This is a genomic window from Streptomyces sp. MI02-7b (assembly GCF_033793585.1).
Lineage (GTDB): Bacteria > Actinomycetota > Actinomycetes > Streptomycetales > Streptomycetaceae > Actinacidiphila.
The window spans coordinates 51,156-74,638 of the sequence record NZ_JARAWX010000009.1; the positions used below are offsets into that span (position 1 = coordinate 51,156).

Consider the following 23,483-nt stretch of genomic DNA (forward strand, 5'->3'; position numbering starts at 1 on the left):
TGCTGCGCTCGCCGCGGACCTGGCTCCCGGCCCCCCGGAGGCGCGGACGGCTTCGCCCACTTCGAGAGCGCCGCGGGTCGTGTGCCTGAGCACCCCCACCGCGGGGGTGCTCAGGCACACGAGGTGTCGCGGGCCGCATCAGTCGGCCGGCATCACCCACACGTCGGCGATCGAGGGGTCGTAGTCGGCGCCGGTGTCCTGGAAGCGGAGCCGCACGGTGCCGTCCGACGTGCCGGCGGAGGGGTCGACCACGAACTGGTGGGTGATGGTGCCCTGGCCGCCCTCGCTTCGCTGGAGGTCGACGCTGTGCACCACCTTGCCGTCCACCTGGACGTCGTAGGTCTTGCGCCGGGCGCCGTCGAAGGTCTCGACGATACGGACCACGAAGCGACCCTTGGTGGGTACGGCGGCGTCGAACTCCAGCCAGCCCCCCGGGTAGGAGGAGTGGGTGTAGCGCCGTGTCAGCCCGGCTTCGATGTTCGTCCCCGAGTGCTCCGACGCCGTCAGCCGGTGGGCGGACTCCGACGGCCCGTCACCGAGGTCGATGTGGTCGCTGGACTGCGCGGGCGGGGTGGGCAGCGAGACCGCGATCGTGCCGGTCGCCTGCTCCGCCGGCGTCGAGCCGGTCGCCGCGGTGACCGTGGCCGCCTGGCCGACGACGGTGAGCGGCACCGTCACGACGGCCTGGACCGTCCTCTTCTCCCCCGGGTTCAGTCGGTAGCCGACCGGGTTCGGCGTCGGCCAGCCGTCAGGGAGGGCGAGCGTGAGCTTGCCGGACTGCACCACATCGGTGCGGTTGGTCAGCACGGTGGCAACGGTGGCCTCCTGGCCCGGGCCGGCCGGGTCAGGCGTAGTGGACACACCGTCGATGGCGACGCCGGGGGCGACCGGCAGGCCCGCCGACACCGGGAGCGTCGCCGTTCCTCCCCCGTACTGGTAGGACACCGAGCCGGTGAGGTCGGCCATGGACGCCTGCGCGTCGGTCGCCACCGTGATGTCGTAGGCGTGCTCGAGCGTACTGCCCGCACCCGTGGTGGACGCGTGCCGGCCCACCGGCTTCACCGTCCAGCCGCTGGGTGCGTGCAGGGACGAATCGACGCCGGTCAGCGGCCGCTTGCCGGTGTTCTTCAACGCCACCGTCACGCGGACGACATCGCCCGGGAGGATCTCGTCGGCCGGCACCTCCAGGCCGGCGACTGCGCCGACCAGGCGCGACGATGCCCGCGACAGGGTCTGCTCGATGCCGGTCAGCGCATCACGCAGCGCCGTGGCCGCCGTCTTGTCGATCGTGCCCTGCTCGGCGTACGTCCGCGTCCATCGGTCGAGGTCAGCCACGCCGGCGAGCGCACGGTGCACTGCGGCGGCGGTCGGCCGCTCGTCCGCGCCCTCGCTCTGCAGGCGCCAGGCGGCTGCGAGCTCGGTCCGCATCAGGGCGGTGCGCACCTGCAGGTGGCCCTTGGCGATCTTGCCGGCCCCACGCACCTGCAGCGCGTCGACACCGTCGGAGAACGACGCTGCCTGCGCCCGGGCCGCCCCCAGGTCCCCGAGCACCGGGTCGACCGCGAACGCGTAGTGCCCCGAGCCGACCTCCAGCACGACGTCCCCGCCGGCCTGTTCGACGTATCTCACGTCGTCGACCTCGCTGATCGGCGTGCCGCCCTCGGTGACCGCCCAGCGGTTCGCCGCCGGGATGCGCACCTGCGCGGTGGTGTTCGCCGGCACGGTGACGTCGAGCTTCATCGTCCCGCTGGTCGTGCTCCACGCGCTGCGCACCGTGCCGTACGGCGTCTGGTGGCTGAAGTCGACGTGGTCGATGCCCTCACCGGGCTCGGGGGCGATGAGCACCTTGCGGTAGCCCGGCTCGGCGGCCGAAACGCCCGCCATGGTGCGGTACATCCACTCGCCGACCGCGCCGTACGCGTAGTGGTTGAACGAGTTCATCCCCACGTCGTTGAAGGTGCCGTCGGGGTTGATGGAGTTCCACCGTTCCCAGACCGTGGTCGCGCCCTTCCCGATCTCGTAGCCCCAGGACGGGTAGTCCTTGTTCTGCAGCAGCCGGTAGGCGATGTCGGAGCGCCCCGCCTCGGTGAGTGCGGGCAGCAGTCCGTCGACACCGAGGAAGCCGGTCGACAGGTGGTAGTCGCGGCGCTCCAGGGTCTTGACGAACTTGGCGACGACCGCGTCGCGCCGATCGGCGGGGACGAGGCCGTTGGTCAGGGTCAGGATGTACGAGGTCTGGCTGTCGCCCTTCACGGTGCCGTCGGCGCCGATGAACGCCGCCTGGTACGCCGACCTGATCGCCTCGTAGCGCTGCTGGTACGCCGCCGCGTCGCCGTCCCGGCCGATGGCGGCCGCCATCTGCGCGAACTCGCGGGTGCTCTTGGCGACGAACGCGGTGTCGAGCACGTCGGCCGGGGTCGCGTCGTCGAGGTTGAGCCAGTCGAGGTAGCCGCCGGCGGAGCGGATGTGGCCGGTGGAGTCGGCGTCGAGGAAGTCGACGTAACCCTTCATCATGTCGTAGTTCTCACGGATGACGTCGGTGTCGCCGTACGCCTGCCACACCGTCCACGGCACGTGCACGCCGGAGTCCATCCAGCCGGCCGACTCGTAGCCGCCGTCGAAGCGGCCGGGGACCACGGGGGCGACGCCGGGCAGCGAGCCGTCGGGCCGCTGGGTGTCCCGCAGGTCCTGCAGCCACTTGGTCAGGAAGGACTGTGCGTCCATGTTGTAGACGGCGGTGCGGGCGAAGACGTTGATGTCGCCGGTCCAGCCCATCCGCTCGTCGCGCGCCGGGGTGTCCGTGGGGATCGACAGGAAGTTGCCTCGCATGCCCCAGACGATGTTGCTGTGCAGCTGGTCGACCAGGTCGGAGTTGGTGTCGAGGCTGCTGGTGAGGTCACCGTCGGTGCCGACGACGACACCGGTCAGGTCCTCGGCCGCGGGGGCCTGGTCGACGCCGGATATCTCGACGTACCGGAAGCCGTGGAAGGTGAACGACGGCTCGAAGGTCTCCGGCTGGTCGGTGGCGAAGGTGTAGTGGTCGGTCGCCTTCGCGGTGCGCAGGTTCGCGGTGTAGAGCGTGCCGTCGGGGTTGAGCACCTCGCCGTGCCGGATCGTCACCGTGCGGCCCGGCTGGCCCTTGAGGGTGAGGCGTACGTGGCCGACCATGTTCTGCCCGAGGTCGTAGAGGTAGACGCCGGCGGTCGGCGAGGCGATCCGCTTCGCGGTCCTGAGCTCCTGGGTGACCCGTACGTCGACGGCGGTCTGTGGCTCGAGTACGTTCACCGGCTCGTCGCGGACGTCCGCGGTGGCCCAGTTCGCGTCGTCGAAGCCGGGCTTGTCCCAGCCGCCGACCTGCTTCGCCACGCGTGCGTCGTAGGACTCGCCGTCGAGCAGGTCGGCCTCGCGGGTCGGACCGCCGGTGGTGGTCCAGGTGCCGTCGGTACGGACGGTGGCACTGGTGCCGTCGGTGAACTCGACGAGCATCTCGGCGATCACCGAGTCGTCCTTGCCGTACACGTCGGTGCCGAACATGGCGACCTTGCCGCTGTACCAGCCCGGTGCGACCTCGGCGCCGAGTACGTTGGCGCCGGCGCGGACCTGCCGGGTCACGTCGTAGGTCTGGTAGTCGATGTGCTTGTCGTACGCCGTCAAGCCGGGCGCGAGTTCGGCGTCGCCCACCCGCGCGCCGTTGAGCCGCAGTTCGTACACGCCGCGTGCCGATGCGTACACGCGTGCCCGGGCGACCTTCTTGCCGCCGAGGTCGAACTCCTTGCGCAGCAGCGGGACAGGCTCGTCGCGGCGCAGCCAGGCCTCGCCGCCCGCGCTGTCGACGCGCAGGCCGCCGGCGGTCACGGTGCCGGACGCGAAGGTGCGGTCGCCCGCCGGGAAGGCGGTGTCGACCAGGAGGGTTCCGTCGTCGCTGGTGACCGTGACGTCGCGGACCAGACCGCGCTCCGCGCCGCTGGTGCGGAAGCCCATCGTGCCGGGGCCGCCGAACGTCGCATCGGTGCGCTGGTCGAGCTGCTTGCCGTCGACGGTGGTGGTGATCGTGTCGCCGTCGACGGCGATCGCGTAGTCGTGCTCGGCGGCGAAGTCGAACCCGGCCGGGAACGGCGTCGCCTTGAGGACCGAGTAGTTGCTGTTGCGCTTGACGTGCGGGCGCAGCGCGTCATCGGCGTCGCTGATCTGCCACATGTAGGCGTTCTCGGTGTCCTGACCGCGGAAGTAGACGCCGAGCGCCCCGTTGATGTCGGAGGCGGTGAACTTGATCGTGTAGTCGGTCCACTTGGCGCTCAGCGCCGGTGTGTCCGCACCGATCCACGCGGCGGTCCACGGCCGGTCGCCCAGAGCGGTGCCGAACGTGGCGGGCGCGCTCCACTTGGAGGCGATGCCCCGGTCGTCCCATACGCGGACGGACCAGACGTAGTCGGTGTGCGGCTGCAGCGCGGGACCGCCGTAGCGGACGTCGACCGACTGACGGGAGGAGACCTTGCCGCTGTCCCAGACGTCGGGCTTGGCGAGGCGGTCGGCCGAAGAGGCGACGTGGATCTCGTACGCCCGCTGCGTGACGCCGCGGCGCTCGGAGTCGAGCTGCCAGCCGAGGGTGGGAGCCGTCAACGGGATACCGAGCGGGTCGTCAAGGGCGTTGACCGTCAGATCGCCGACGCTCGTTGCAGCGGCGGCGGGGGTGGCGGTGGCGGCGGGTGGACTCGCTGCCGTCGCCGTCGCGGGTGCCACCACGACGAGGACTGATGCAGCGACCACCGCGGCGATCTGCTGACGCACGGGCGCTCCTCCAGAAAGGGGTACTGAAACGCTTCAATGACACCCTGGCGGCGATCACCCCTCCATGGCAACGAGTTGGACAGATTTGATGGAACAGATTCGAGAGATCAATGAATCGGTTTAAGTCGAGGGTGCCATCCCCTCCACGATGCAGCGGGCCGATCCGGTGGCCCGGCCCCTGAGCCCGTCGCCCACGCTTTGCGACGGGGCCACCGGTCGGGCGATGGCTCGCTGTTCAGGGGCCGGCGCGGAACGGGCAAGCCCCATCGCCGGGTGAGCGCGGTGTCCGACGTCTCGACTCGCCGCCCGAGGACTCCGGCTCAAGCCGCCGGAGCGCCGCTGTCGTCGCTGCACCGATTCGTCATGGCTCGCGCCGTGGCGGCCAGGGCAGCGGCGGGGTGGCGACGGATCGGAAGGCACGGGGTGCCGTCGCAGATCGCGACGCCCGCACCATCGGCGCGGATCGAGGACAGATCCGAGGCCGGCCGGCGACGCGCGTCCGCGAGCGGCCCTGATAGGCGCGCCCCTCGTGATCGTGCGCGAGCGGCGCTGGGCACATCTCGCTGCACGCGCACTCTTGACACCTGGCGATCAACCGGAGGAGCATCCTGTCCGCACCCTGACAACGTTGTCTAATGAGGCGTTGTCCGGACTAAATGAAGGGCAGACAACGGTGTCAGACATACAATCAGGTCGTTCTCGCGCGGGGCGGTTCCGGCCGAAGCTACGCTCCCCACGGCGCCGGACCCCCGGCGGCGCGGCGGTCGCCCTCGTGGCGGCACTCGGTACCGTCCTCTCCCTCGCCGCCGCCGTCCCCGCGACGGCCGCGACGGCCACCTCGGCCAGGGGCGAGGTGCAGGACACCGTGGCGTACGTCGATCCGCTGATCGGCTCGACCAATGCGGGCAACACCTACCCCGGCGCCGTGCAGCCCTTCGGCATGCTCGCCTGGAGCCCGCAGAACACCCGGGGCCAGATCTCGACCCCCGCTCCCGGCGGGTACGAGTACGGCGCGACGAAGATCCGCGGTTTCAGCCTCACCCACCTCAACGGCGTCGGCTGTTACGGGGCCAACGGCGACATCCCCGTGATGCCGTACGTCGGCGACGTCGACTCCTCCCCCTCCGCCGACGCCACCGACGCCAAGTACGCCAGCTCGTTCTCCCACGCGGACGAGACCGCGGAGGCGGGCTATTACAAGGTGGGGCTGGCCAGCGGGGCGTCCGCGGAGCTGACCACGACCCCCCGCACCGGCTCGGGACGCTTCGGCTTCCCCGCCGACAAGCCCGCGAGCATGCTGTTCCGTACGTCCAACTCCGAGACGGGCAGCGGCGACGCGACCGTGCGGGTGGACAAGGCGGCGCGGACCGTGACCGGCTCCGTCACCGCCGGCAACTTCTGCGGCCCGATGAACGCGAACAACACCCACGACCTCTACACCCTTTACTTCACCGCGCACTTCGACCAGCCGTTCGCGAAGGTCGGCACCTGGACCGACACCACTCTGAACCCGGGATCGACCTCGGCCTCCGGTGGCACCGGTTACGGCACGAACGGCATCCCGGCGGCGGGCAAGGGCTCGGGCGCGTACGTGACGTTCGCTCAGGGCACGACGCAGGTCCAGGCGAAGGTGGCGATCTCGTACGTCAGCGCGGCCAACGCGGAAGCCAACCTCAAGACCGAGAACCCGCCCCGCGAGACCTTCGCCTCGGTGCGGTCGCAGGCGGAGTCGGCGTGGCGGCACGAGCTGGACAAGGTGAAGGTGAGCGGCGGCACCGACGCCCAGCGCACCACCTTCTACACCGCGTTGTACCACTCGATGCTGGAACCGACGCTGACCAGCGACGTCGACGGGCGCTACCTCGGCGCGGACCTCAAGCCGCACCGGCTGGCGAAGGGCCAGAAGGCGCAGTACGGCACCTTCTCGGGCTGGGACCAGTACCGCGCACAGGTGCAGTTGATGACCCTGCTCAACCCGAAGGCGGGCAGCGACTACGCCCAGTCCCTCTTCAACTACGCGGGCCAGCGCGACGGCGAGTGGGACCGCTGGCTGCTGGAGAACGGCAAGACCAGTGTGATGTCCGGCGATCCGTCGGCCGCCGCGCTCGCCGGGATCCACGCCTTCGGAGGACGCGACTTCGACGTCAAGGGCGCGCTGCGCTCCCTGATCACCGCGGCGACCGTGCCGACGGCGAACGACTCGGACAGCGCGGGCTGCAACGTGGAGTGTGTCGGGCAGCGCCCGGCGCTCGACAAGTACCTGAAGCTCGGTTACGTACCGTCGGACGGCTGCCACTGCTGGGGCGGCGCGGCCGAGACACTGGAGGACGCGGCGGCCGACCACGGGCTGTCGGAACTGGCCGGCGCCATCGGTGACCGCGCCAACCAGAAGAAGTTCCTGGAGCGTTCGGGCGCGTGGAGGTACGTCTTCGACGCGAACGCGACCCCGCAGGGCGGCTACATGCGGGACAGGAAGGCGGACGGGACCTGGGTCGGCGGTTCGTTCTCGCCGAGCACCGAGAGCGGCTTCGTCGAGGGCACCAGCGCCCGGTACACCTGGATGGTCTACTCGGACGTGGCGGGCCTCGCCCGCGCGATGGGCGGCAACGAGACCGCGGTGAAGCGGCTGGACGCGTTCTTCCGTACACCGGACGGCGCTTTCGACTTCTCGGCGCAGGACCCCACGCGCTTCGACCCCACCAACGAGCCCGACATCAACGCGCCTTACCTGTACGACTACTTGGGGGCGCCCTGGAAGACCCAGGAAACCGTACGCGCGGAGCTTGACAAGCTGTGGACCGACCAGCCCGGCGGCATTCCCGGTAACGACGACGCGGGCACGATGTCGTCCTGGTACGTCTTCTCCGCGCTCGGCATGTACCCGCAGGTGCCCAGCCGGGCCGACCTGGTGCTCTCCGCGCCGCTGTTCCCGCGCGCGGTGATCCGTACCGGGCACGGCAAGAAGATCACGGTCAACGCACCGGGCGCCTCGGCGGAGAACCTGTACATACGGGGTCTGCGGACCGACGGCAAGAAGTCCGACAAGCCGTGGGTGCCCGCCTCCTTCGTCACGCACGGCGGCACCCTGGACTACACGCTGGGCAGCACCCCGGACAAGTCCTGGGGCAGCGCCCCGGCCGACGCCCCGCCGTCCTTCCGCGAGGGCGGGGTGCCGTTCTTCACCGGGACCGCGCCCAGCACGGTGAAGGTCGAGCCGGGAAGCAACGGGACCGCCTCCCAGGTCAAGGTGCAGACGATCGAGGACGCGGCCGCCACGGTGCACTGGAAGGCGACACCGCCGAAGGGCATCACTGTGACGCCGTCGGAGGGTGACCTCAAGGTGCCCGGCGGTGGTTCGGGCAGTGAGAAGTTCACCGTCACGGCCGCGGCCGACACCCGGCCCGGCTTCTACACGGTGCCGGTGACACTGACCTCGGCGTCCGGCGCGGCCGTGCCCAGCACGTCGCTCGCGGTGACCGTCGCCACGCGGGACAGTGTCCTGTGGAACCTCAACAACACCGGCATCTCGGCTGACGACAGCAACCCGCAGGCCAACTTCGACGGCCAGGGCTGGAGTTACTCGGCAAAGGCCCTCGCGGCAGCGGGCGCGAAGCCCGGTGGCACGGTCTCCGCGGGTGGCTTCGACTTCACCTGGCCCGCGGTGAACCCGGGCGACCCGGACAACATCGAGGTAGTGGGCGGTGGCGCGCCGCAGGTCCTCGACCTGTCGGCCGGCTCCCCGGACGCGACGAAGCTCAGCCTGCTGGGCAGCGCCATCAATGGCACGACGACGGGCACGGTGACGCTCACGTACACCGACGGCACGACCCAGGAGGCCCCGATCGGGTTCAGTGACTGGACGCTGGGCGGCGGCACCCAACAGCCGTCCTTCGGCAACGTCGTGGCGCTCCACACCCCGTACCGCGATGTGTCGGGCGGCGGGGTGGACCAGGTGGGTACGGACGTCTTCGCCACCGCGCCGATCTCCTTGCAGGCGGGTAAGCGGCTGGCGAGCGTGACCCTGCCGGGCGCGACCGACGGCGGCGTGATCCACGTGTTCGCGGTGGCCACGGCCTGATCCCGCGACGGGGGGCGGGGTGGGGACGGCCGCGGCCGTCCCCACCCCGCCCCTTTCGCGCGTGCGCTCGCTTCGGTACGTACTCCGGGTCCCGGAGGGGAAGGCCGAGCCGGGCCAGTCGTTCCGGGCGGCGGGCAGTGCCTCCCGCTCGGGGCCGACGCCCCTCGGGGCCGGTGATCGGGCGGCCGGTTCGTGACCGGGGGCGCCGTACCGCGGTCGGTACGGCGCCCCCCGGTCGCCGGCGGAACTGCCATGCAGAGCCGAAGTCCAGCTTTGCCCCCGAATCTCCGATTCACGGCTGGAGCGAGTACCCAACCCTGGTCGCCTGACGCGCGATGCCGACCCGTGCTGAAGCTCCACGAGCCTTTCGGCAGCGGAGAGATCCGACGCGGATCCGTAGCGCAAGACCACACTCGCCGGGCGGAACGGCAAGTCGCACAGGACAGGTTCCATGACGGCGAAGAGCGCGTCGGCATCAGGGCCGTAGGCGAAGAGCGCCACCTCCCCGCCCCCGAACTCGTTACTGGCACGGTGCTCCCTAGGGCCGCGTGAAACGCTGGACCTCTCCTGTCAGGCAGATCAGCCGGTCCAGCGCCTCTTCGAAGGACTCTGCGACCAGCCAGTGCTCCCATTGGGTGTGGCAGACCGTGGTACCGCGCGCTGACACGTAGAGGCCGTCAACGTACATCAGCGCGACGGGGAAGAACTCCAAGGGGCCGAAGCGGTCAGCCAACTCCGTGAGGATCTCCCGATCGGCCGCCAGGTTGGGGTCGAAGCGGAGCAGGTCGACGTAGAAGTTGGCCCCGTCGTGGCCAACTGGTTCCACGGTGAGCCCGTGTAGCGCTTCTAGGATCGAGCGGGCCAGCGGATGCATCGGCAGGCCCCAGTCGGCGAACTCCCGCGCCTTCCCGCTCATACCGACGTGACGTTCAGGCCACCAGCCAGCATGCTCCAGCATGGCCTGGGTCGCCATGTCCAACCGTTCCGGTTCGAAGACTCTACCCAAAGCTCTTCCAAACGGGTCGTGGCTCTGTCCTGCGGGCCCCAAGACACCCCAGTCACGGGATGGCGGTGAGCGTATCCGACAACGCCCGTCAGGGCGCAGCCCTTATGGACCTCGCGCCCCACGCTGACCACCGCTTCACACGTCCGAGCCCAGGCACATACGGACAGCAGAAACCCCTGCCGACTCACGGTGCCCGGCTCCGCCCACGTTCGGCTCAGTCCATCGCTATGCGGCGACGTTGGGGCTGGCGGGCGATGTCAGTCCGGCCTTCTCCCGCTGTCGGCGCGCGACGCGGACGGAAAGCGCGATACAAGAGGCGGAGTTCGCTGAGAACCCCAGGCGCGGCGACGGTGGAGCACGCAAGGATCACGACTCTGGGCCCGCTGGCTGAACATTGACCCCTGTCCCGCCGCTGTCAGCGCTCCCCGACAGGATGTGCCCACCATCGACAGGGGAGGGCTCATGAGTGACGGCATCCGGTGGCTGATCGACGCGGGGGATCGTTGGATGGACTGCGTCACCTTCGCGCGCGGCATCAGCCCGGAGGAACTCGCGATACGGCTTGGTGCGAAGCCAGGCTCGTCGGCCCCGCTGCTGACCGCCTCGGAGGCCTGGGATCTCGCCTACGGGTGGGACTCCGTGATCGTGCGGGTCGGTTCCTCGGACGGATGGTCCTTCGCTGTGGAGTCCGGGCTCCCGCAGAGTGCCGACGTCCTTGAGGAACTGTCTCGGGGCGGGGTGGAGATCGTCCGCCTCGACCCCCAGCCCGATCACCCGCCGATGCAGTTCGCGTACCTGCGAGACGGTGCTCCCGTCTGCTCCTTCGGCATCACGGAAGAGGGGATCCGGTGGGGTAATGACCCGGACTTCCTCCTGCCGGACCTCATCCGCACGGGGGTCCTGCGTGCCGATGGTGAACGTCTGCACGACGACGGCATGGACTACGCGGCTGAGAAGCGCCGGACGTTCGGGGTACTGGAGCACCGGTTCGGGCTGTCCCTGCCCCGGAAGCAGGTTGAGGAGGTGCGGCTGCCGGCCTATGCGCTCTACGAGAGCCCCGGTTTCGTCTGGCCTCCACCGGAGCGCAGCTGACCGCGCCGACGGTGGAGCGATCGATCGGCCGGCGTCCTGGCCGGGTTGGGTCGGAGCCTCGGCGGGGGCCCCCACGCCGGTCCGGAGAGTGGGGCCCGCAGGCTCCCCGCCCGGCTTGGATCCCGCGAGCGGCCGTCGTTGCTCCGAGCGGGCCCCCGACGCGGTCATCGGTCGTTCACCCGGATTGCCTCCCAAGCGGGGCTTCGGGTGGTCCGACCGCACGACAGCCGCCGGGAGCGGGGACTTGGGGGTGCGACCAGGGCTGTGTCGTGGTGGGACCCCGCCCGGTCGATGCCGCGGAAGACCTTGTTCAAGCTCTTCTTCATACCTGTGTCTCACGCGACGGTTCAGGTCACGCCCTGCGCAGAAAGAACCCGGCGACCGACACCCGGAGCCGGTCCCCGGCGTGGGGTTCCACCTTCTTGATCATGTGGGGGACGCCCGACCGGATGACGACGAGGCGGTTCGGCAGCGGAGCGACGTAGTGCCCGATCTGCTCGGTGAGGCGGGCGTGGCGTCGGGCGACGGGAAGGACGCCGGACGGCGCCGGGCAGACCAGTAGTTCCGCTCCCCAGGAGGGCTGCCACTCGGGGTGTGCGTAGAAGACGAAGGAGGCCGCCCGGTTCCCGGAGTCGTCGTGCCAGGCGAGCCCGCTTCCTTGGGGGTAGAGGAAGGGCCGGTAGCTGAAGGCGTGCCAGTCCTCGCCGAAGCGGCCGGTCCAGGGCAGGAGTTCCGGCGTCGCCTCCTCGATCTGCTTCGCCACGCAGTCGGTCGCGGCGCCCGTCGGGTGGTTCGCGTGGTCGGGGAAGCGTCCGGTGAAGTGGCCGTCCGGGTCGTGTATCGTGCCGGGGCCGCTGAGCGGGCTGCCGTCCAGCAGCCCGTACACCTTGTTCCACGCGCCCTCTCGGCGGCCGTGGACGAAGTGGAACTCCTCGTCGCGCAGCCGCTCCCACAGCGATCCCGCGGCACCAGGGTCGAGGAAGTCGTCGAAAACGGCGAAGTCGGGTGTCCGGTGGGTCAGTCGCACGGTGTCCTCCGGTGGGATCGGGTCGGTGGCGGCGGGACTCGATTCGTCGCCAGGGGTCCAGAGGTGGCTAGGGGTGAACGGCCGGCCGACCGGCTGCCGAGGGCACCGGCGACCCCGTTTCCGGGGCGGCCGCCGCTTCTTGGAAGAGGCGCTGTGCCATCCGGATCCCGGTCGCGTCACCTTCGCCCAGCACCCGGCGCACCATCTGCGCGGTGTCGTCGACGCGGCCGTGGGCCAGGTGCCAGGTGGCCACGTTCAGCGGGGGCAGCCACGCGGGCATGCGTGCTTCCTTCACCGGTCCTTCGTCGATGAAGCCGACGTTCGGGCAGTCGGAGAAGCGGTCGGCGAGATAGGCGGCCAGCTCGCGCGGGGGCATGGGTGCGCAGTACACGAGTGGGGTGAGGAGCTCGCCGGGAGGGATCAGCCGTGGCGTCTCGCCGGGCCGGGTGACCGGGCCGGATGCCCTGTACAGGTGCTGGGGGTCGAGAGGTGTCCGTGCCAGCGGAGTGTGCGGGTACACCCGCAGGCCGCAGGAGTAGTTCACGGACACTCCCCTGTCGGCCAGTCGGCGTATGTGGCCGATGGCGTTCTCCAGGCTCGCGGCTGATTCCCCCGGCTGGCCGAACAGGACGCCGACCTGCACCTGCATCCACGGCGGCCTGCGGCGCAGCAGCAGTCCGAAGGTGTCCTCGACGTCGCGCAGCCGGTAGTTCTTGCGGTGGCCGCGCAGCATGCGGTCGTCGAAGGCGTCCACGGAGAAGCTGGGGCGGACGCATCGGGACCGGACCAGGGCGTCCATCAAGTCGGCGGAGAACGGCTTGACGTTGAAGTAGCCGTGCCAGGTGACGGCCTCGGCGTAGCGGCTCTTCGCCAGTGCCTCGCACACCTCGATCAGGGCGCGCTCGTAGGGCAGGTTCACTTCCGGCGCGGCCAGGTGGAAGTGGGTGAGCCCGTACCGTCGCACATAGTGCTCGGCCTCCTCGGCGACGGCCGCGGCGGGGCGTTCGTCGACCCGCCGCATGTTGACGTGGTCGATGCAGTACGAGCAGCGCAGCGGGCAGCCCGCGTGGGAGCGCAGTGCCGTGGGGATGCCGCGTGCCTTGGAGAAGAGCACGTATTCCGGGGCGATCGCCGGAAGGGCCGTCGAGGGCCGGGACAGGACGCCGGTGCGCGGGGGTGGGGCGGTCGGGATCGAGCCGTCCGCGGCGCGGGCCAGGCCGCCCGGCAGCGTCGCGAGCACGCGGGCCGTCCGGCGCCGCAGGTCGCGGGTCCCGCCGTCGGCCAGGGCACGCAGCAGTTCGGTGAAGGCGGCCTCTCCGGGGCCGGCGATGCCGAAGTCCAGGCCGAGCCGGTCCATTACCTCCGCCGGGCAGGATGTGAAGGCGGCGCCGCCGGCCACCACCGGCAGTTCGGGGTTCCAGGCGCGCAGGACGGCGGTGAGACCGGCGATCGGCTCCAGGTAGTCGACCACGTCGATCCAGCGTCCGTCGGGGCCGGGTTTCGGGTCGCAGGCGACCACCGCGTTGTCGATGTTGCGCACGGACAGGGCCACCAGGTGGGGCCTGGTGCTGTCCAGGACCTGCGTCAGGCGCGCCCGCGGGTCGAGGGACTCGAGGAAGGGGTTGCACATGCTGGTCTCGACGGGCAGTGCGAGGTCGTCGACGGCTGCGCGGATGACCTCCAGTCCGTAGGGGCTGACGGGCAACACCTGGTGGGGGTTGGCGTACAGCAGGAGAACACGCACGGGCGGCTGCTTTCTCGAGGTTCGTCGGGGCGGTCCGGGGGTCTGTTCCCCCAGGGGTCACGGGCGGGCCAAGTCCTCCTGGGTCCGGGGCCGGGACCTCGGCGGCGTGCCGCGGATTGCGGGGCCGTTCATCACGCCGGGCGCGGCAGCCGCACGCCGCGGTCCTGCTTCCGGTCCACCAGTTCCCCGAGGACGCCCAGGGCCCGTTCGGCGACGGGCAGGCCGGTGCGGCGGGCCAGGGAGGCCGCGCACAGCAGCGGGCTGATCAGCGCGCCGCTGCCTCGTACCGCAGACAGGTGGTCGAGGGTGGCGTCCAGGTATGCGGCCGCGGTGTGCCGGTCGCCCGCCGCCAGGGACCGTGCGGCACGGGCCTGGAGGACCACCGCGTGTTCGACCCACGGGCGGGTGGGGTCGTCCTCGGGTTCCGCCGTGGTGGCGGGATCCTGGACGGCGAGGGGTTCTCCGCCGATCGCCAGGGCGAGTTCGACGTGCAGGCGGGCGATGCGCGCCTGCTGGGTCATGCCCAGCGCATCGCACCGCTCGCCCTGGACGGAGGACCAGTGGGCCGCTTCCGTCCAGTCCCCGGCCCTCGCGGCGAGCACCGCGCGCCAGCCGGCGATCATGGCCGCGCCGGTGCCCTGCCCGAGTTCGCGCAGCGACTCCTCCGCCTCGTCCATGGTGGCTTCGGCACCGGCGAGGTCCCCGGCCATGTGCCGGACCAGGGCCAGTGGCACCGCGATCGCCGAGGACAGCAGGCGCGACCCGGCGACCTCCCGGTGCAGGCGCTCGCAGTCCGCCAGGGCCGCCGGGACCGGGGTGTCGCCGTTGACCAGGGCCATCGCCAGATTCGCGTAGATCTCCGTCCGGCCGAGGCACTGCGGTGCCCCGTCGGCGGCCCGCAGCGCCGCGTGCAGCTCGCGTTCGGCCGCGGGGTGGTCGCCCGAACGCAGGGCCTGCAGGCCCGCGTACAGATGTGCTCCCGCCCGCGCCTCGGGGCTGTCGGCGCCGACGGCCGCGAGGTAGTGCGGGTCGTCGGACACGGCGGGGGCTTCGCCGGTCACATAGGTGCCGGCGTACAGCGCGTTGAGGCGTGCGTGGATGCCCGCGGCCTCGGGGATCCGGCCGGGATCGGCGGCCAGCACGCGCCCCACACGTTCCAGGGCCTCCTTCGGCATCCCCCGGCTGCCGAGGGCGTACGCCTCCAGGACGTCGATGTCCCAGGTGGCCGGGCTGTCGTCGGGGGTCAGCCGCCGGGCTCGTTCGGTGAGGCCGAGCACGAGTTCGGGACGGCCCCGCGACAGCGCGAACCGGGCGGCGGCGCCCAGTGCGCCGACCGCGGCGGAGGCGGCCCCGGTGGTGCTGGGGGCCGAGGGTTCCACCCCGCGCAGCGCGGTATGCACGGCTTCCCAGTGCCCCGCGAGGAGTTCGGCGACGGCCGGGCGGCGCTCGGCGACGGACTCCACCGCCCGGGCGAGCCGGGTGTGCACGGCGGCGGTCTCGGCGAGTGTCATGCGGCGCAGCGCGACCTCGGCGACCACCGGGTAGGCCGGTGCCAGCTTGCCGCGGCGTGCCTCCGCCTTGGCCAGCAGCCCCGCCTCGACCAGGGCCGCCGCGGCCGTGGCGACCTGCGCCGACGGCATCAGTGCCGCCAGGTCCTCCAGTGCGAGGTCGCGTCCCGCGGCGGACAGCAGCGTGAGCAGCTCGCGGGTCTGCGGGGCGAGCCGGTCCAGCCGTGCGCCGAGGGCGGCGTGCGCGGAGGGCGGGACCCAGTCGTCGCCTTCCTGCCCGTAGCGGCGCAGGGCGACCATCTGCTCGATGTAGAGCGGATTGCCGCCGGCGCGGGCGGCGATCTGTGCGGCGGTGTCCGTGCCGCCCGGTCCGGCGGTGGAGTCCTCGGCGTCGTCCTGGCGCACGGTCAGGAGCCGCTGGGCGAGCAGGCGGGCGTCCTGTTCGGCGAGCGGCGGTACGGTCAGCCGGTGTGCGGCGCTCCCGGTCAGCGCGGGCGGAGCGGTGACGCCGACCAGGACGACCGCGGTCTGCGGCAGTCCGGCCACGCACAGTTCGCCCAGGACGTCGGTGAGGACGTCCGGCATCCATTCGGCGCGCTCGACCACCAGCGCCAGGGGACGGTCGCCGCGGAAGCGGGCCAGTGCACTGCCGAGTGCCCGTACGAGCTCGCCGCGGTCCTGCGCCACGGCGCGTTCGGCGCGGCTGGACAGGCCGGTGACGTGCGCGGTGACTTCGACACGGGCCGACTGCGCCGCGGCGGCCTGTTCCAGTTCGTCCTGCAGCAGGTAGCAGGCCAGGAGGCCGAGCCCGGATCCCGCGGGCGGGCAGGTCAGCAGGGCCGTCGCGTGCGGGGGGCAGCGGTCGAGGGCTTCGGCCACCAGCCTGCTCTTGCCGACGCCGGGCGCGCCGTCCACGATCAGCGGGCGGGCGGCGGGCAGTTCCAGGGCGGTCGTGAGGGCGGTGGCGAGTTCGCCGAGGAGTGCGTCGCGGCCGAGGACCGGGCCGTCGCCGGACCGGGGCGCGGCGCCGGACGCGCCGACGACCCAGGCGGGAACGGCCTGGTCGAAGCCCTTGGCGGCGACCGGTTCCACGGCGTGCAGCGGCACGTCGTCGGGTAGTTGGAGGCGGGTGGCGAGGTCGACGATGACGCCGTCGTCGGGGGCGTACTGCTGCAGGCGCGCGGCCCGGTTGAGTACTGATCCGATGACGAAGCTGGAGGTCCGGGCGCTGACCGCGACGTGCCCCGAGGCGACCGCGGCCCGTACGGGGAAGTCCCCCGCCAGGAGTTCGCCCAGTTCCGCCGCGTAGGCGCGGGTGCCGCGGACGATCGCCGACGCGGCGGCCACCGCCGCGGCGGCGGCGGACTCCCCGTGGGCGTCGACGCCGAAGACGGCGACGACCGCGTCGCCGATGAACTTCTCCACCTTGCCCGCGTGTTCCTGCACCAGGGCGCCGACGCGGGTGAAGTAGCCGTCCAGCACCGCGGCCCAGCGGTCGGGTTCCAGTGTGGTGGCCAGGCCGGTGGAGCCTACGACGTCGCAGAAGACCACCGATACGAAGCGCAGGCCGCCCGGGGTCTCCGGCCGGGCCAGTTCGGTGCCGCAGGCCATGCAGAACTGGGCCGCGGGGGGATTGCGGACGCCGCAGTCCGAGCAGTCTTTCGTTGCCGGCTCGGCCAAGCTGTCGGGAACGCTCATGGTCTCCTGCCCGTTCACTCATGGACGACCGGGTGGTTCACGGCGCTTGCACCGCCGTGAACCACCCGGTCCTGTGCCGGTGTGGAGTCATGACCCGCCGTCGGCCGCGGGGCCGCCGGAGGACCGGTCACCGCCGTCGGCGGGACGTGGTGCCTGGCGCATTACCAGAGGTAGCCGCCGCTGGGGTCGGAGACGACGTGGCCCTCGACGTCGGCGCCGGCCGCTTCGACACGGGACTTGACGCTCAGCAGGACGCCGATCTCCTCGTCGCTGAGGGACTTCAGGACCTCCTGCTGGGCCTCGGTGGCCTGCGCGACGACGAAGCCCGCCGCTGCCAGCTTGTCGATCTTCTCGCTCATGGTGGTGTCCTCCTTCGAAGAGCCCGCGCGCCTGTCGCGCGGGACTGCGGGGTCCCGGCGCGTTGCGCCGGAGTCGAGGGGGGCCGAACCGGTGGTCCGGCCGGGGCCCGTGGCGAGCGCGGGTGGGTCTCCCCCGCGGTCGTGCCGGTCCTGGTGGGTCGTCGTGCCGGCCCGGCCGCCTGCCGTGGCGATGGCCGGGCCGGCCGGCGTGCGAGTCTGCGTGCCCTGCGTTGCCCCGGCTTCGGCGCCGGCGGCCTTGCCGTCGCTCGCGCCGGTCGTCTCCGGCTCGGTGGGACGGGGTACGCCGCCGAGCCGGACGGCCACCACGAGCGCTACCAGCAGCAGGGCCGTGCCCGCGGCGAGCAGGAGCCGGCCGATGCCGAACCCGGCGACCAGGAGTGCCGCGAGCGGCGGGGCCAGTACGTTGAGCAGAACGGGAACTGAATTCATGAGCGCCCATACCCGGCCGGTGAGTTCCACCGGCGTCTGCGAATGGACGACACTCGGAAAAGTGACCAGGATTCCTGCGCTCGCGATTCCCAGCAGAAAAATAGCACACAGCCAGAGTGCCGGGTCAATACGTATTCCCCGAACGATGGAGAATCCGATGAAAACGATGATGCAGCCGATGACGGACACGGCCGCCGCCATGGTCACGAAGGGCCTCAGCCGCGTCGCTATCCGCCCCATGAGCAGGGATCCCACCACGCCGCCCACTCCGACGGCGGACACCATGTAACCGATGTACGAGGGCCCCATTCCCAGCGCCGGGACAATCAACGCGGCCATGGAGTCGTAGAGGAACACGACGAACATGAGACAGCACATGACGAACAGCAGGGAACGGAGGATGCGCGTTCCGAAGACGTGGCCGAAACCCTGTTTCAGCTCCGTCAAATAGCGTGATCCCTTTTCCTTGGAAGGCTGTGACGTACCGCGCAGGGCCCATACGCACAGCACCGCGAAGACAAAGGTGCAGGAGTTCACAGCGAAGATGGCCCGGGGTGACATGAGAGCGATCAGCAGACCGCCGAGCGCCGGACCGAGGATCTTGACCGACTGCGTCGCCGTCTGCAGCAGCACCGTGGCGGACGGGATGTCGCGCTGCTCCACCGTCGCGCGCAGCTGGATCTGGCCGGCGATGCCTGCCGCGGAGCCCAGCGTCGAACGCGCCAGGACCAGCGCGGCGGCCCAGTACGTCCCGGGCGCGAACACGAGCCCAAAGGTCAGCACGGCCTGAACCGCGTCCGTCACCAGCAGCGTCCGCCGGGACGGCCGGCGGTCCAGCAGCACCGCCAGGAACGGGCCGGCGAGCATCGGCAGCATGCTCGCGGACACCACGAGCGCCAGATCGCCGGCGCCGCCGTGCCAGACCGTGGTCACCAGCACCAGCAGCGCGACCTGGTCCAGCCAGTCACCCAGCCCCGAGACGACCGAGCCGCCGAACAGCAACCGGAAGTCCCTGACGCGCAGCAGCCCCCATGTCCCCGGCCGTCTCATCCGGCAACGGCCACGGGTACGCGCGCCTCGACCCGGGTCACGACGGCCTCCATCACCTCGATCAGCCCCCGCATGGTGTGCAGCGCGCTCACGCCCACCAGATCCTCCAACTCGGCGTCGAGCGGCAGCCGGTCCACCAGACGCAGCACGTCGTCCCGGTGCTGCACGTCCAACTGCGCGTGACGCGCGATGGTACGAAAGGCATCTGCCGGCAGCCCGGTGCGCGCCGCCAGGTCCCCGGCAAGACCCGGCCCCGGCGGGTTGCCCTCCAGCACCGCGATGTGCCCGATCAGCGCCACCGGATGGACGTGCCGCAGCCAGTAGTACTGGGATCCGACGAGCGAGGCGATCGCCGGCCCGGGCACCGCCGTTGGCAGCTCCGCGGGGTCCCCGCCGGCCAGGGCGTGGTCCTCGGCGACCCACTGGTCGTGGCCGTACTCCTCACGGATGTGCTTGGACAGGTAGCGGCCCAGCATGTCCGCGACCGGATCACCCTGGCGGGCCACGCACTGCTCGGTGGCGGCCAGCATGAGGGGTACCGTCGCGCGGATCGTGCCGTGCAGCGTCTTGAGCCACTCCACATACATCACGTCGCTGCGCGAATGCGTCCACATCCGACGGGACGCGGCGTCCACCGCCGGCATCAGCAGGCCGGTCTTCTGCCGGAGCCTGCTGGACCGCGACTGCTCCTCCACCGGTCAACCCCTTCCAGGTGTCTCGTCCGTTGCGGCCAGCAGCCCGCCCAGTGCCCGCACCGCACGCGCGGCCGAGGGCGAGGTGCGGGCGACGTCGTACGACTTCCAGCACCCTGCGCAGACGTTCTCGAAGCGCCCCTCGCGCAGGGCCTCGAAGCCGGGCAGCCGCGCGGCCCCACCGGGGCCGACGCTCCCCATCACCGTCAGCAGCGCGTCGCCTCGGAAGGCCGACAGGGCTTCGGCCACGTCCGCGGGACCGTGAACACGGGTGCGCAGCTCGATCGGTCCGTGCCCGGTGATCAGCGCCTCGTTGCAGCAGGGGATCACCACGCCGTCGTAGCGCACGGTGGGCGAGCCCAGCAGCGAGCACGCCGCCAGCGCGCTCACCTCGTGCAGCCGCCGGATGGCGAACACCTCCGAGCCGCGGCCGTAGCGCAGTGGCGTGATCAGCTTCGTCTCGGCCCACTCGTCCCATCGCGGGCCGAACGCCTCTTCCAGAAGCGCCTCCGCGTCGCGGGCACCGTCACCCTCGTCCAGCGCCTGCACCACGATGTGGCTCCCCGCGTCACGGACCGCTCGCAGCGCGGACACGAAACGCGGGCCCGAGACGCCCCCTTGGTGAAAGCCGTCCGTGCTGAGGAAGACCGTGGAGATCGCGGGCAGCAACCGGCGGACCCAGGACGGAACGCCGCCGTCCTCGCGCGCCCAGTAGCCGCTGGTGAACACGACGGTCTCCAGCCCGGCGGCGGTGAACTCCCCGATCGCGTAGGGCAGGGCCCGCTGCTCGGCGAACGGCTCGCCCCCCGAGACGGCGACCGACCGCAGCCCCTCCAGGTCCCGGATGCCCGCGACGACGTCCCGGAAGACCTTCCAGTCCACGACCCGGCCGCCGTCGGCCCTGGCGTCCACCGAGCAGTGGGCGCATCCCACGGGGCACTGATCGGTGATGTACAGCAGAATCGATTCTCCCGCGCTGCGGCGGGCCGCTTCGGTGTCAGCGAGCGTGGGCCGGCGTCCCATGGTCCTCCTCCGATCCCAGAGCGACGAGTCCACCGTGCCGGGAGCGGCGGCTGGAGAACGCCGTCGCGTCCTGCCGCTCGACGACCTCCCGTGCCGTGCGTTCCAGCAGCCGGCCCGAGTCCGTGCGCAGATACGCCGTCAGGCGCTGCTCGGCCTCACGGTCGCCGGCCAGGCCGACGCAGTTGCCGCACATCCCCTTGTCGCACGCCGCCTCGGAGAACCGGCCCGCGACATAACTCGGGCCGAGGGCCCGCAGCGCCCGGAACATCTCCCGCTCCAGCAGGAGCTCGCGCAGTTCCGGCCACGACTGGCGCGCCGCGTGACCGAGGATCAGGTGCTCGGGCTGCCGCCGCTCCACGAGGTCCTGGTTGCAGCAGGCGTACACCGTGCCGTCGTACGTCACCAGCGGCCAGGTCACCCGGTCGCACGGGTCCACGGCGGCCACCGGCTGGCCGGACGTCGGCGTGGGTGTCAGTCCCGCCAGGCCACGGCCGCGGCCGATCGCGCTGAGCGTGCCGACCAGGATCGGCACCTGGTCGTCGAACTCCCGCCGCACATCGGCGATCAGACCCGTCAGATAGGGGTCGTCGTCGTTCCGGCCGGTGATCTGGAAGCTGACGCCCGGCACGATGTCCCGGATCAGGTGCATCGCGCGGAAGACCTCCGCCCGGCTCACCTCGCGTTCGTGGAACTCGTCGAGACTCGCAGCGAAGTGGTCGACCTCGCGGGCGGCCGCGGCGACGGCAGCCGGCAGGCGGCGCCCCTCCCGCGCGAACCACATGCCCGACAGCACGTACGACCGGGTGCCCACCGCCCGCGCGGCCCGTGCCAGGTCGCCGACCAGCCGCGCGCGAAGCAGCGCCTCTCCCCCGGACATCAGCAGCAGATCGGGCCGGGTCTGCGGATCGAAGGAGTCCACCAGCCTGCGGAACGGTAACTCGGAGTGCTGCTCACTGCTGAGCGAGGAGTCCGTGGAGCAGTGCGCGCAGGACAACGGGCAGCGGCGGGTCAGGGCCAGGTAGACGCCGGCCGCGGCGATACTGCGCCGGGCGCCGATCTCCAGGAGATGCACGTGCGCTCACCCTCTCCCGCGCGCAAGGGCTCCGGCGATCTCCTCGAGGGAGCTGAGAACGCGCTCGGCGGAGGGGTCGTCGGACCGGGCCAGCGCGGTCACCAGGGACACCAGCCGCTCTGCGGTGGCCGCGTGGGGAGCGGACGGGCCGGGCGGGCCACCCGCGATCGCGAGCGCCGCCGAACACTGGCGGGCCAGCTCCGACACCAGCTCGATGACCGCGGCCTCACCGCGCGAGCCCAGATCGGGGTCGAGGACCTCCATGATCCCGAAGATCGAGCCCGCGGTCTCCAGCGGCGCCGCCACAATGGTCTTCGGCACCAGTCCGGTGGAGGCCGCGAAGTCCTTGTTGAACAGGGGGTTGTGCTCCAGGTCGTCGGCGATCACCGCTTCGCCGCTCTGGAACACCCAGCCGGCGATCCCGCTGTGGTCGGGAATCTTCCAACCCAGCAGATGGTCCTCCCGCGGGTTCGACGTGGCCTCCAGGACCAGGGAGTCGGCGCCCGCGTCGTGCAGGAAGATCGAGGATGCGGGAGCGCCGAACACGAGCCGCGCCAGCCGCACGGTCGAACGCAGGATCTCGTCACGCCGCGACAGCGCGGCACCGGCCTGCGCCCCGGGAGAAAGATCGTCATTCCCCGCTGACGTCATATCCGGGCTCCTTCGCCTGGGTCGCTGATTTCCATGAAATTATCGGACAGGGCGGCGAGAACATGCTTGATCTCGCCGACAGGAAGATTCGGGTGTTTTCCGAGAATGCGAGCGACGAAGCCGCTCACATGCGGAGTGGCGAAGCTGTTCCCGGAAAGCAGCGAGCTCGACCCGTCCGTCCACGGAACCGAGATCTTCACACCCGCCGCAAAGAATTCCACGGGCGGATCCGCACTGACCTCGATACGTTCGGTGTCCTCACTCTCGTGCGAACCGACGGAGATCACGGAAGGGAACGTCCAGGGAAAACTGCGCACCGGACTGTTGTGCGCCGCGGCAACGATGGCCACCCGGTTGAAGTAGGCCTCGTCCGCGATCTCATGGAGGGCCGCCTTGTAATCGGCCTTGCGGGAGGACAGGCTGAGGTTGATCACGTGGAACCGTTCGGCGACCGCCCAGCGCAACGCGGCCAGTAGGGCGTTCCCGTCCCCGCCCAGCCCCGGCCCCAGCATCCGGACGCTGGTCAGCGCCGCTTCGGGGGCCACTCTGCGGATGATCGCGGCGCAGGCCGTGCCGTGACCCGCCGCATCGCCCTCCGCGTCCGGGACCAGGCGGTATTCCGCCGGGGATCCGTCGGCGGCGACACGCTCCACGGTGAACGCGCCCTCCAGCGGGGCGACCTCGGGATGGTCCGGCGTCACACCGCTGTCGATGACACACACCCGGACCCCGGCGCCGCGCGAGTCACCCCACGCCCATGTCCGGTCGATCGCGTCAGATCCAGGGAATTGAGATCGGTCGACGAGTTTTCCCGAATTCATATGGGCGAAACGAACGGAGGCCCGCCGCGTCCCCGATATGGTCAAGTGCACCGTCCAGTTCGTTCCGGAAAAATCCACGCCGAAAGGAACCGTCCAGCCGGCGCCTTGCGAAAACGAAGTCCGACACTCGCTCGGCCGGCCTGTGCAGAGATGACATTAGGACGACGTGTGAACGACCCGCAAGGGTCTCCCGAAAATTTCTCCGAGACACATCCGTCCGAACCCCGGAGTTACCCGCACTTCATCCACCCCAAACACGGTCGCCCGCATAACGCAGAGAAGCCAATGAGAAAGATGTTATTCAACGCGACTCCTGTGACATACGCGCCAACCGACGGTTCGTGATCAAGCCGGCTCGGCCGGCACCGGGTAAAAGGTCGGCCGCCGCAAAGATGCGAAGAGCCTCGATCAGGCCGAGGCGGAG

13 protein-coding genes are annotated in these 23,483 nt (G+C 71.1%); 2 read left to right on the plus strand and 11 right to left on the minus strand.

What is annotated here, in order from left to right:
- Positions 1 to 138: 138 nt before the first annotated feature.
- Positions 139 to 4,788: a family 78 glycoside hydrolase catalytic domain gene (locus PV364_RS16740; protein ID WP_319660800.1), complete on the minus strand. Its 4,650-nt coding sequence runs from the start codon at positions 4,786 to 4,788 to the stop codon at positions 139 to 141.
- Positions 4,789 to 5,560: 772 nt separating this feature from the next.
- Between PV364_RS16740 and PV364_RS16745 the strand changes: the two genes are divergently transcribed.
- Positions 5,561 to 8,866, plus strand: coding sequence for a GH92 family glycosyl hydrolase (locus PV364_RS16745; RefSeq protein ID WP_319660801.1), 3,306 nt, complete (start codon positions 5,561 to 5,563; stop codon positions 8,864 to 8,866).
- Positions 8,867 to 9,404: 538 nt separating this feature from the next.
- Here PV364_RS16745 and PV364_RS16750 read toward each other — a convergent pair.
- The gene (locus PV364_RS16750) at positions 9,405 to 9,839 is read right to left on the minus strand and encodes an SUKH-3 domain-containing protein (RefSeq protein ID WP_319660802.1); all 435 of its coding nucleotides are present in this window, start codon (positions 9,837 to 9,839) and stop codon (positions 9,405 to 9,407) included.
- Positions 9,840 to 10,334: 495 nt separating this feature from the next.
- On the opposite strand from PV364_RS16750, the gene PV364_RS16755 reads away from it, so the two are divergent.
- Entirely contained in the window at positions 10,335 to 10,964 is a 630-nt protein-coding gene (locus PV364_RS16755; protein WP_319660803.1) for a DUF6461 domain-containing protein, read from the plus strand.
- Positions 10,965 to 11,316: 352 nt separating this feature from the next.
- Here the strand turns inward: PV364_RS16755 and PV364_RS16760 are convergent, their stop codons facing one another.
- The 9 genes from PV364_RS16760 to PV364_RS16800 form a co-directional block, all read right to left on the minus strand.
- A complete protein-coding gene (locus PV364_RS16760) occupies positions 11,317 to 11,991 on the minus strand; it encodes a 2OG-Fe(II) oxygenase (protein ID WP_319660804.1) in 675 nt (224 codons plus the stop codon).
- A gap of 67 nt (positions 11,992 to 12,058) precedes the next feature.
- Entirely contained in the window at positions 12,059 to 13,735 is a 1,677-nt protein-coding gene (locus tag PV364_RS16765; protein ID WP_319660805.1) for a B12-binding domain-containing radical SAM protein, read from the minus strand.
- Positions 13,736 to 13,866: 131 nt separating this feature from the next.
- Positions 13,867 to 16,941: an adenylate/guanylate cyclase domain-containing protein gene (locus PV364_RS16770; protein WP_319660806.1), complete on the minus strand. Its 3,075-nt coding sequence runs from the start codon at positions 16,939 to 16,941 to the stop codon at positions 13,867 to 13,869.
- 161 nt (positions 16,942 to 17,102) lie between these two features.
- Complete coding sequence (locus tag PV364_RS16775) at positions 17,103 to 18,800, minus strand: MFS transporter (RefSeq protein ID WP_319660808.1); 1,698 nt, start codon at positions 18,798 to 18,800, stop codon at positions 17,103 to 17,105.
- Entirely contained in the window at positions 18,797 to 19,495 is a 699-nt protein-coding gene (locus tag PV364_RS16780; protein ID WP_319660809.1) for an iron-containing redox enzyme family protein, read from the minus strand. Before PV364_RS16780 ends, PV364_RS16775 begins: the two co-directional genes overlap by 4 nt.
- A gap of 3 nt (positions 19,496 to 19,498) precedes the next feature.
- The gene (locus tag PV364_RS16785) at positions 19,499 to 20,515 is read right to left on the minus strand and encodes a radical SAM protein (protein ID WP_319660810.1); all 1,017 of its coding nucleotides are present in this window, start codon (positions 20,513 to 20,515) and stop codon (positions 19,499 to 19,501) included.
- Complete coding sequence (locus tag PV364_RS16790) at positions 20,490 to 21,587, minus strand: radical SAM protein (protein ID WP_319660811.1); 1,098 nt, start codon at positions 21,585 to 21,587, stop codon at positions 20,490 to 20,492. The genes PV364_RS16785 and PV364_RS16790 overlap by 26 nt, the downstream gene beginning before the upstream one ends.
- 6 nt (positions 21,588 to 21,593) lie before the next feature.
- Positions 21,594 to 22,238 carry a GAF domain-containing protein gene (locus tag PV364_RS16795; RefSeq protein ID WP_319660812.1) on the minus strand — a complete coding sequence of 215 codons (645 nt, stop codon included), beginning with the start codon at positions 22,236 to 22,238 and terminating at the stop codon, positions 21,594 to 21,596.
- Complete coding sequence (locus PV364_RS16800) at positions 22,235 to 23,137, minus strand: S8 family serine peptidase (RefSeq protein ID WP_319660813.1); 903 nt, start codon at positions 23,135 to 23,137, stop codon at positions 22,235 to 22,237. Before PV364_RS16800 ends, PV364_RS16795 begins: the two co-directional genes overlap by 4 nt.
- Positions 23,138 to 23,483 lie beyond the last annotated feature (346 nt).

Bases quoted from the DNA above. Each gene is read 5' to 3' on its own strand.
- PV364_RS16775 (WP_319660808.1), bottom strand. From the start codon at position 18,800: ATGAGACGGCCGGGGACATGGGGGCTGCTGCGCGTCAGGGACTTCCGG.
- PV364_RS16755 (WP_319660803.1), top strand. From the start codon at position 10,335: ATGAGTGACGGCATCCGGTGGCTGATCGACGCGGGGGATCGTTGGATG.
- PV364_RS16750 (WP_319660802.1), bottom strand. From the start codon at position 9,839: ATGGCGACCCAGGCCATGCTGGAGCATGCTGGCTGGTGGCCTGAACGT.
- PV364_RS16785 (WP_319660810.1), bottom strand. From the start codon at position 20,515: ATGGGACGCCGGCCCACGCTCGCTGACACCGAAGCGGCCCGCCGCAGC.
- PV364_RS16795 (WP_319660812.1), bottom strand. From the start codon at position 22,238: ATGACGTCAGCGGGGAATGACGATCTTTCTCCCGGGGCGCAGGCCGGT.
- PV364_RS16770 (WP_319660806.1), bottom strand. From the start codon at position 16,941: ATGAGCGTTCCCGACAGCTTGGCCGAGCCGGCAACGAAAGACTGCTCG.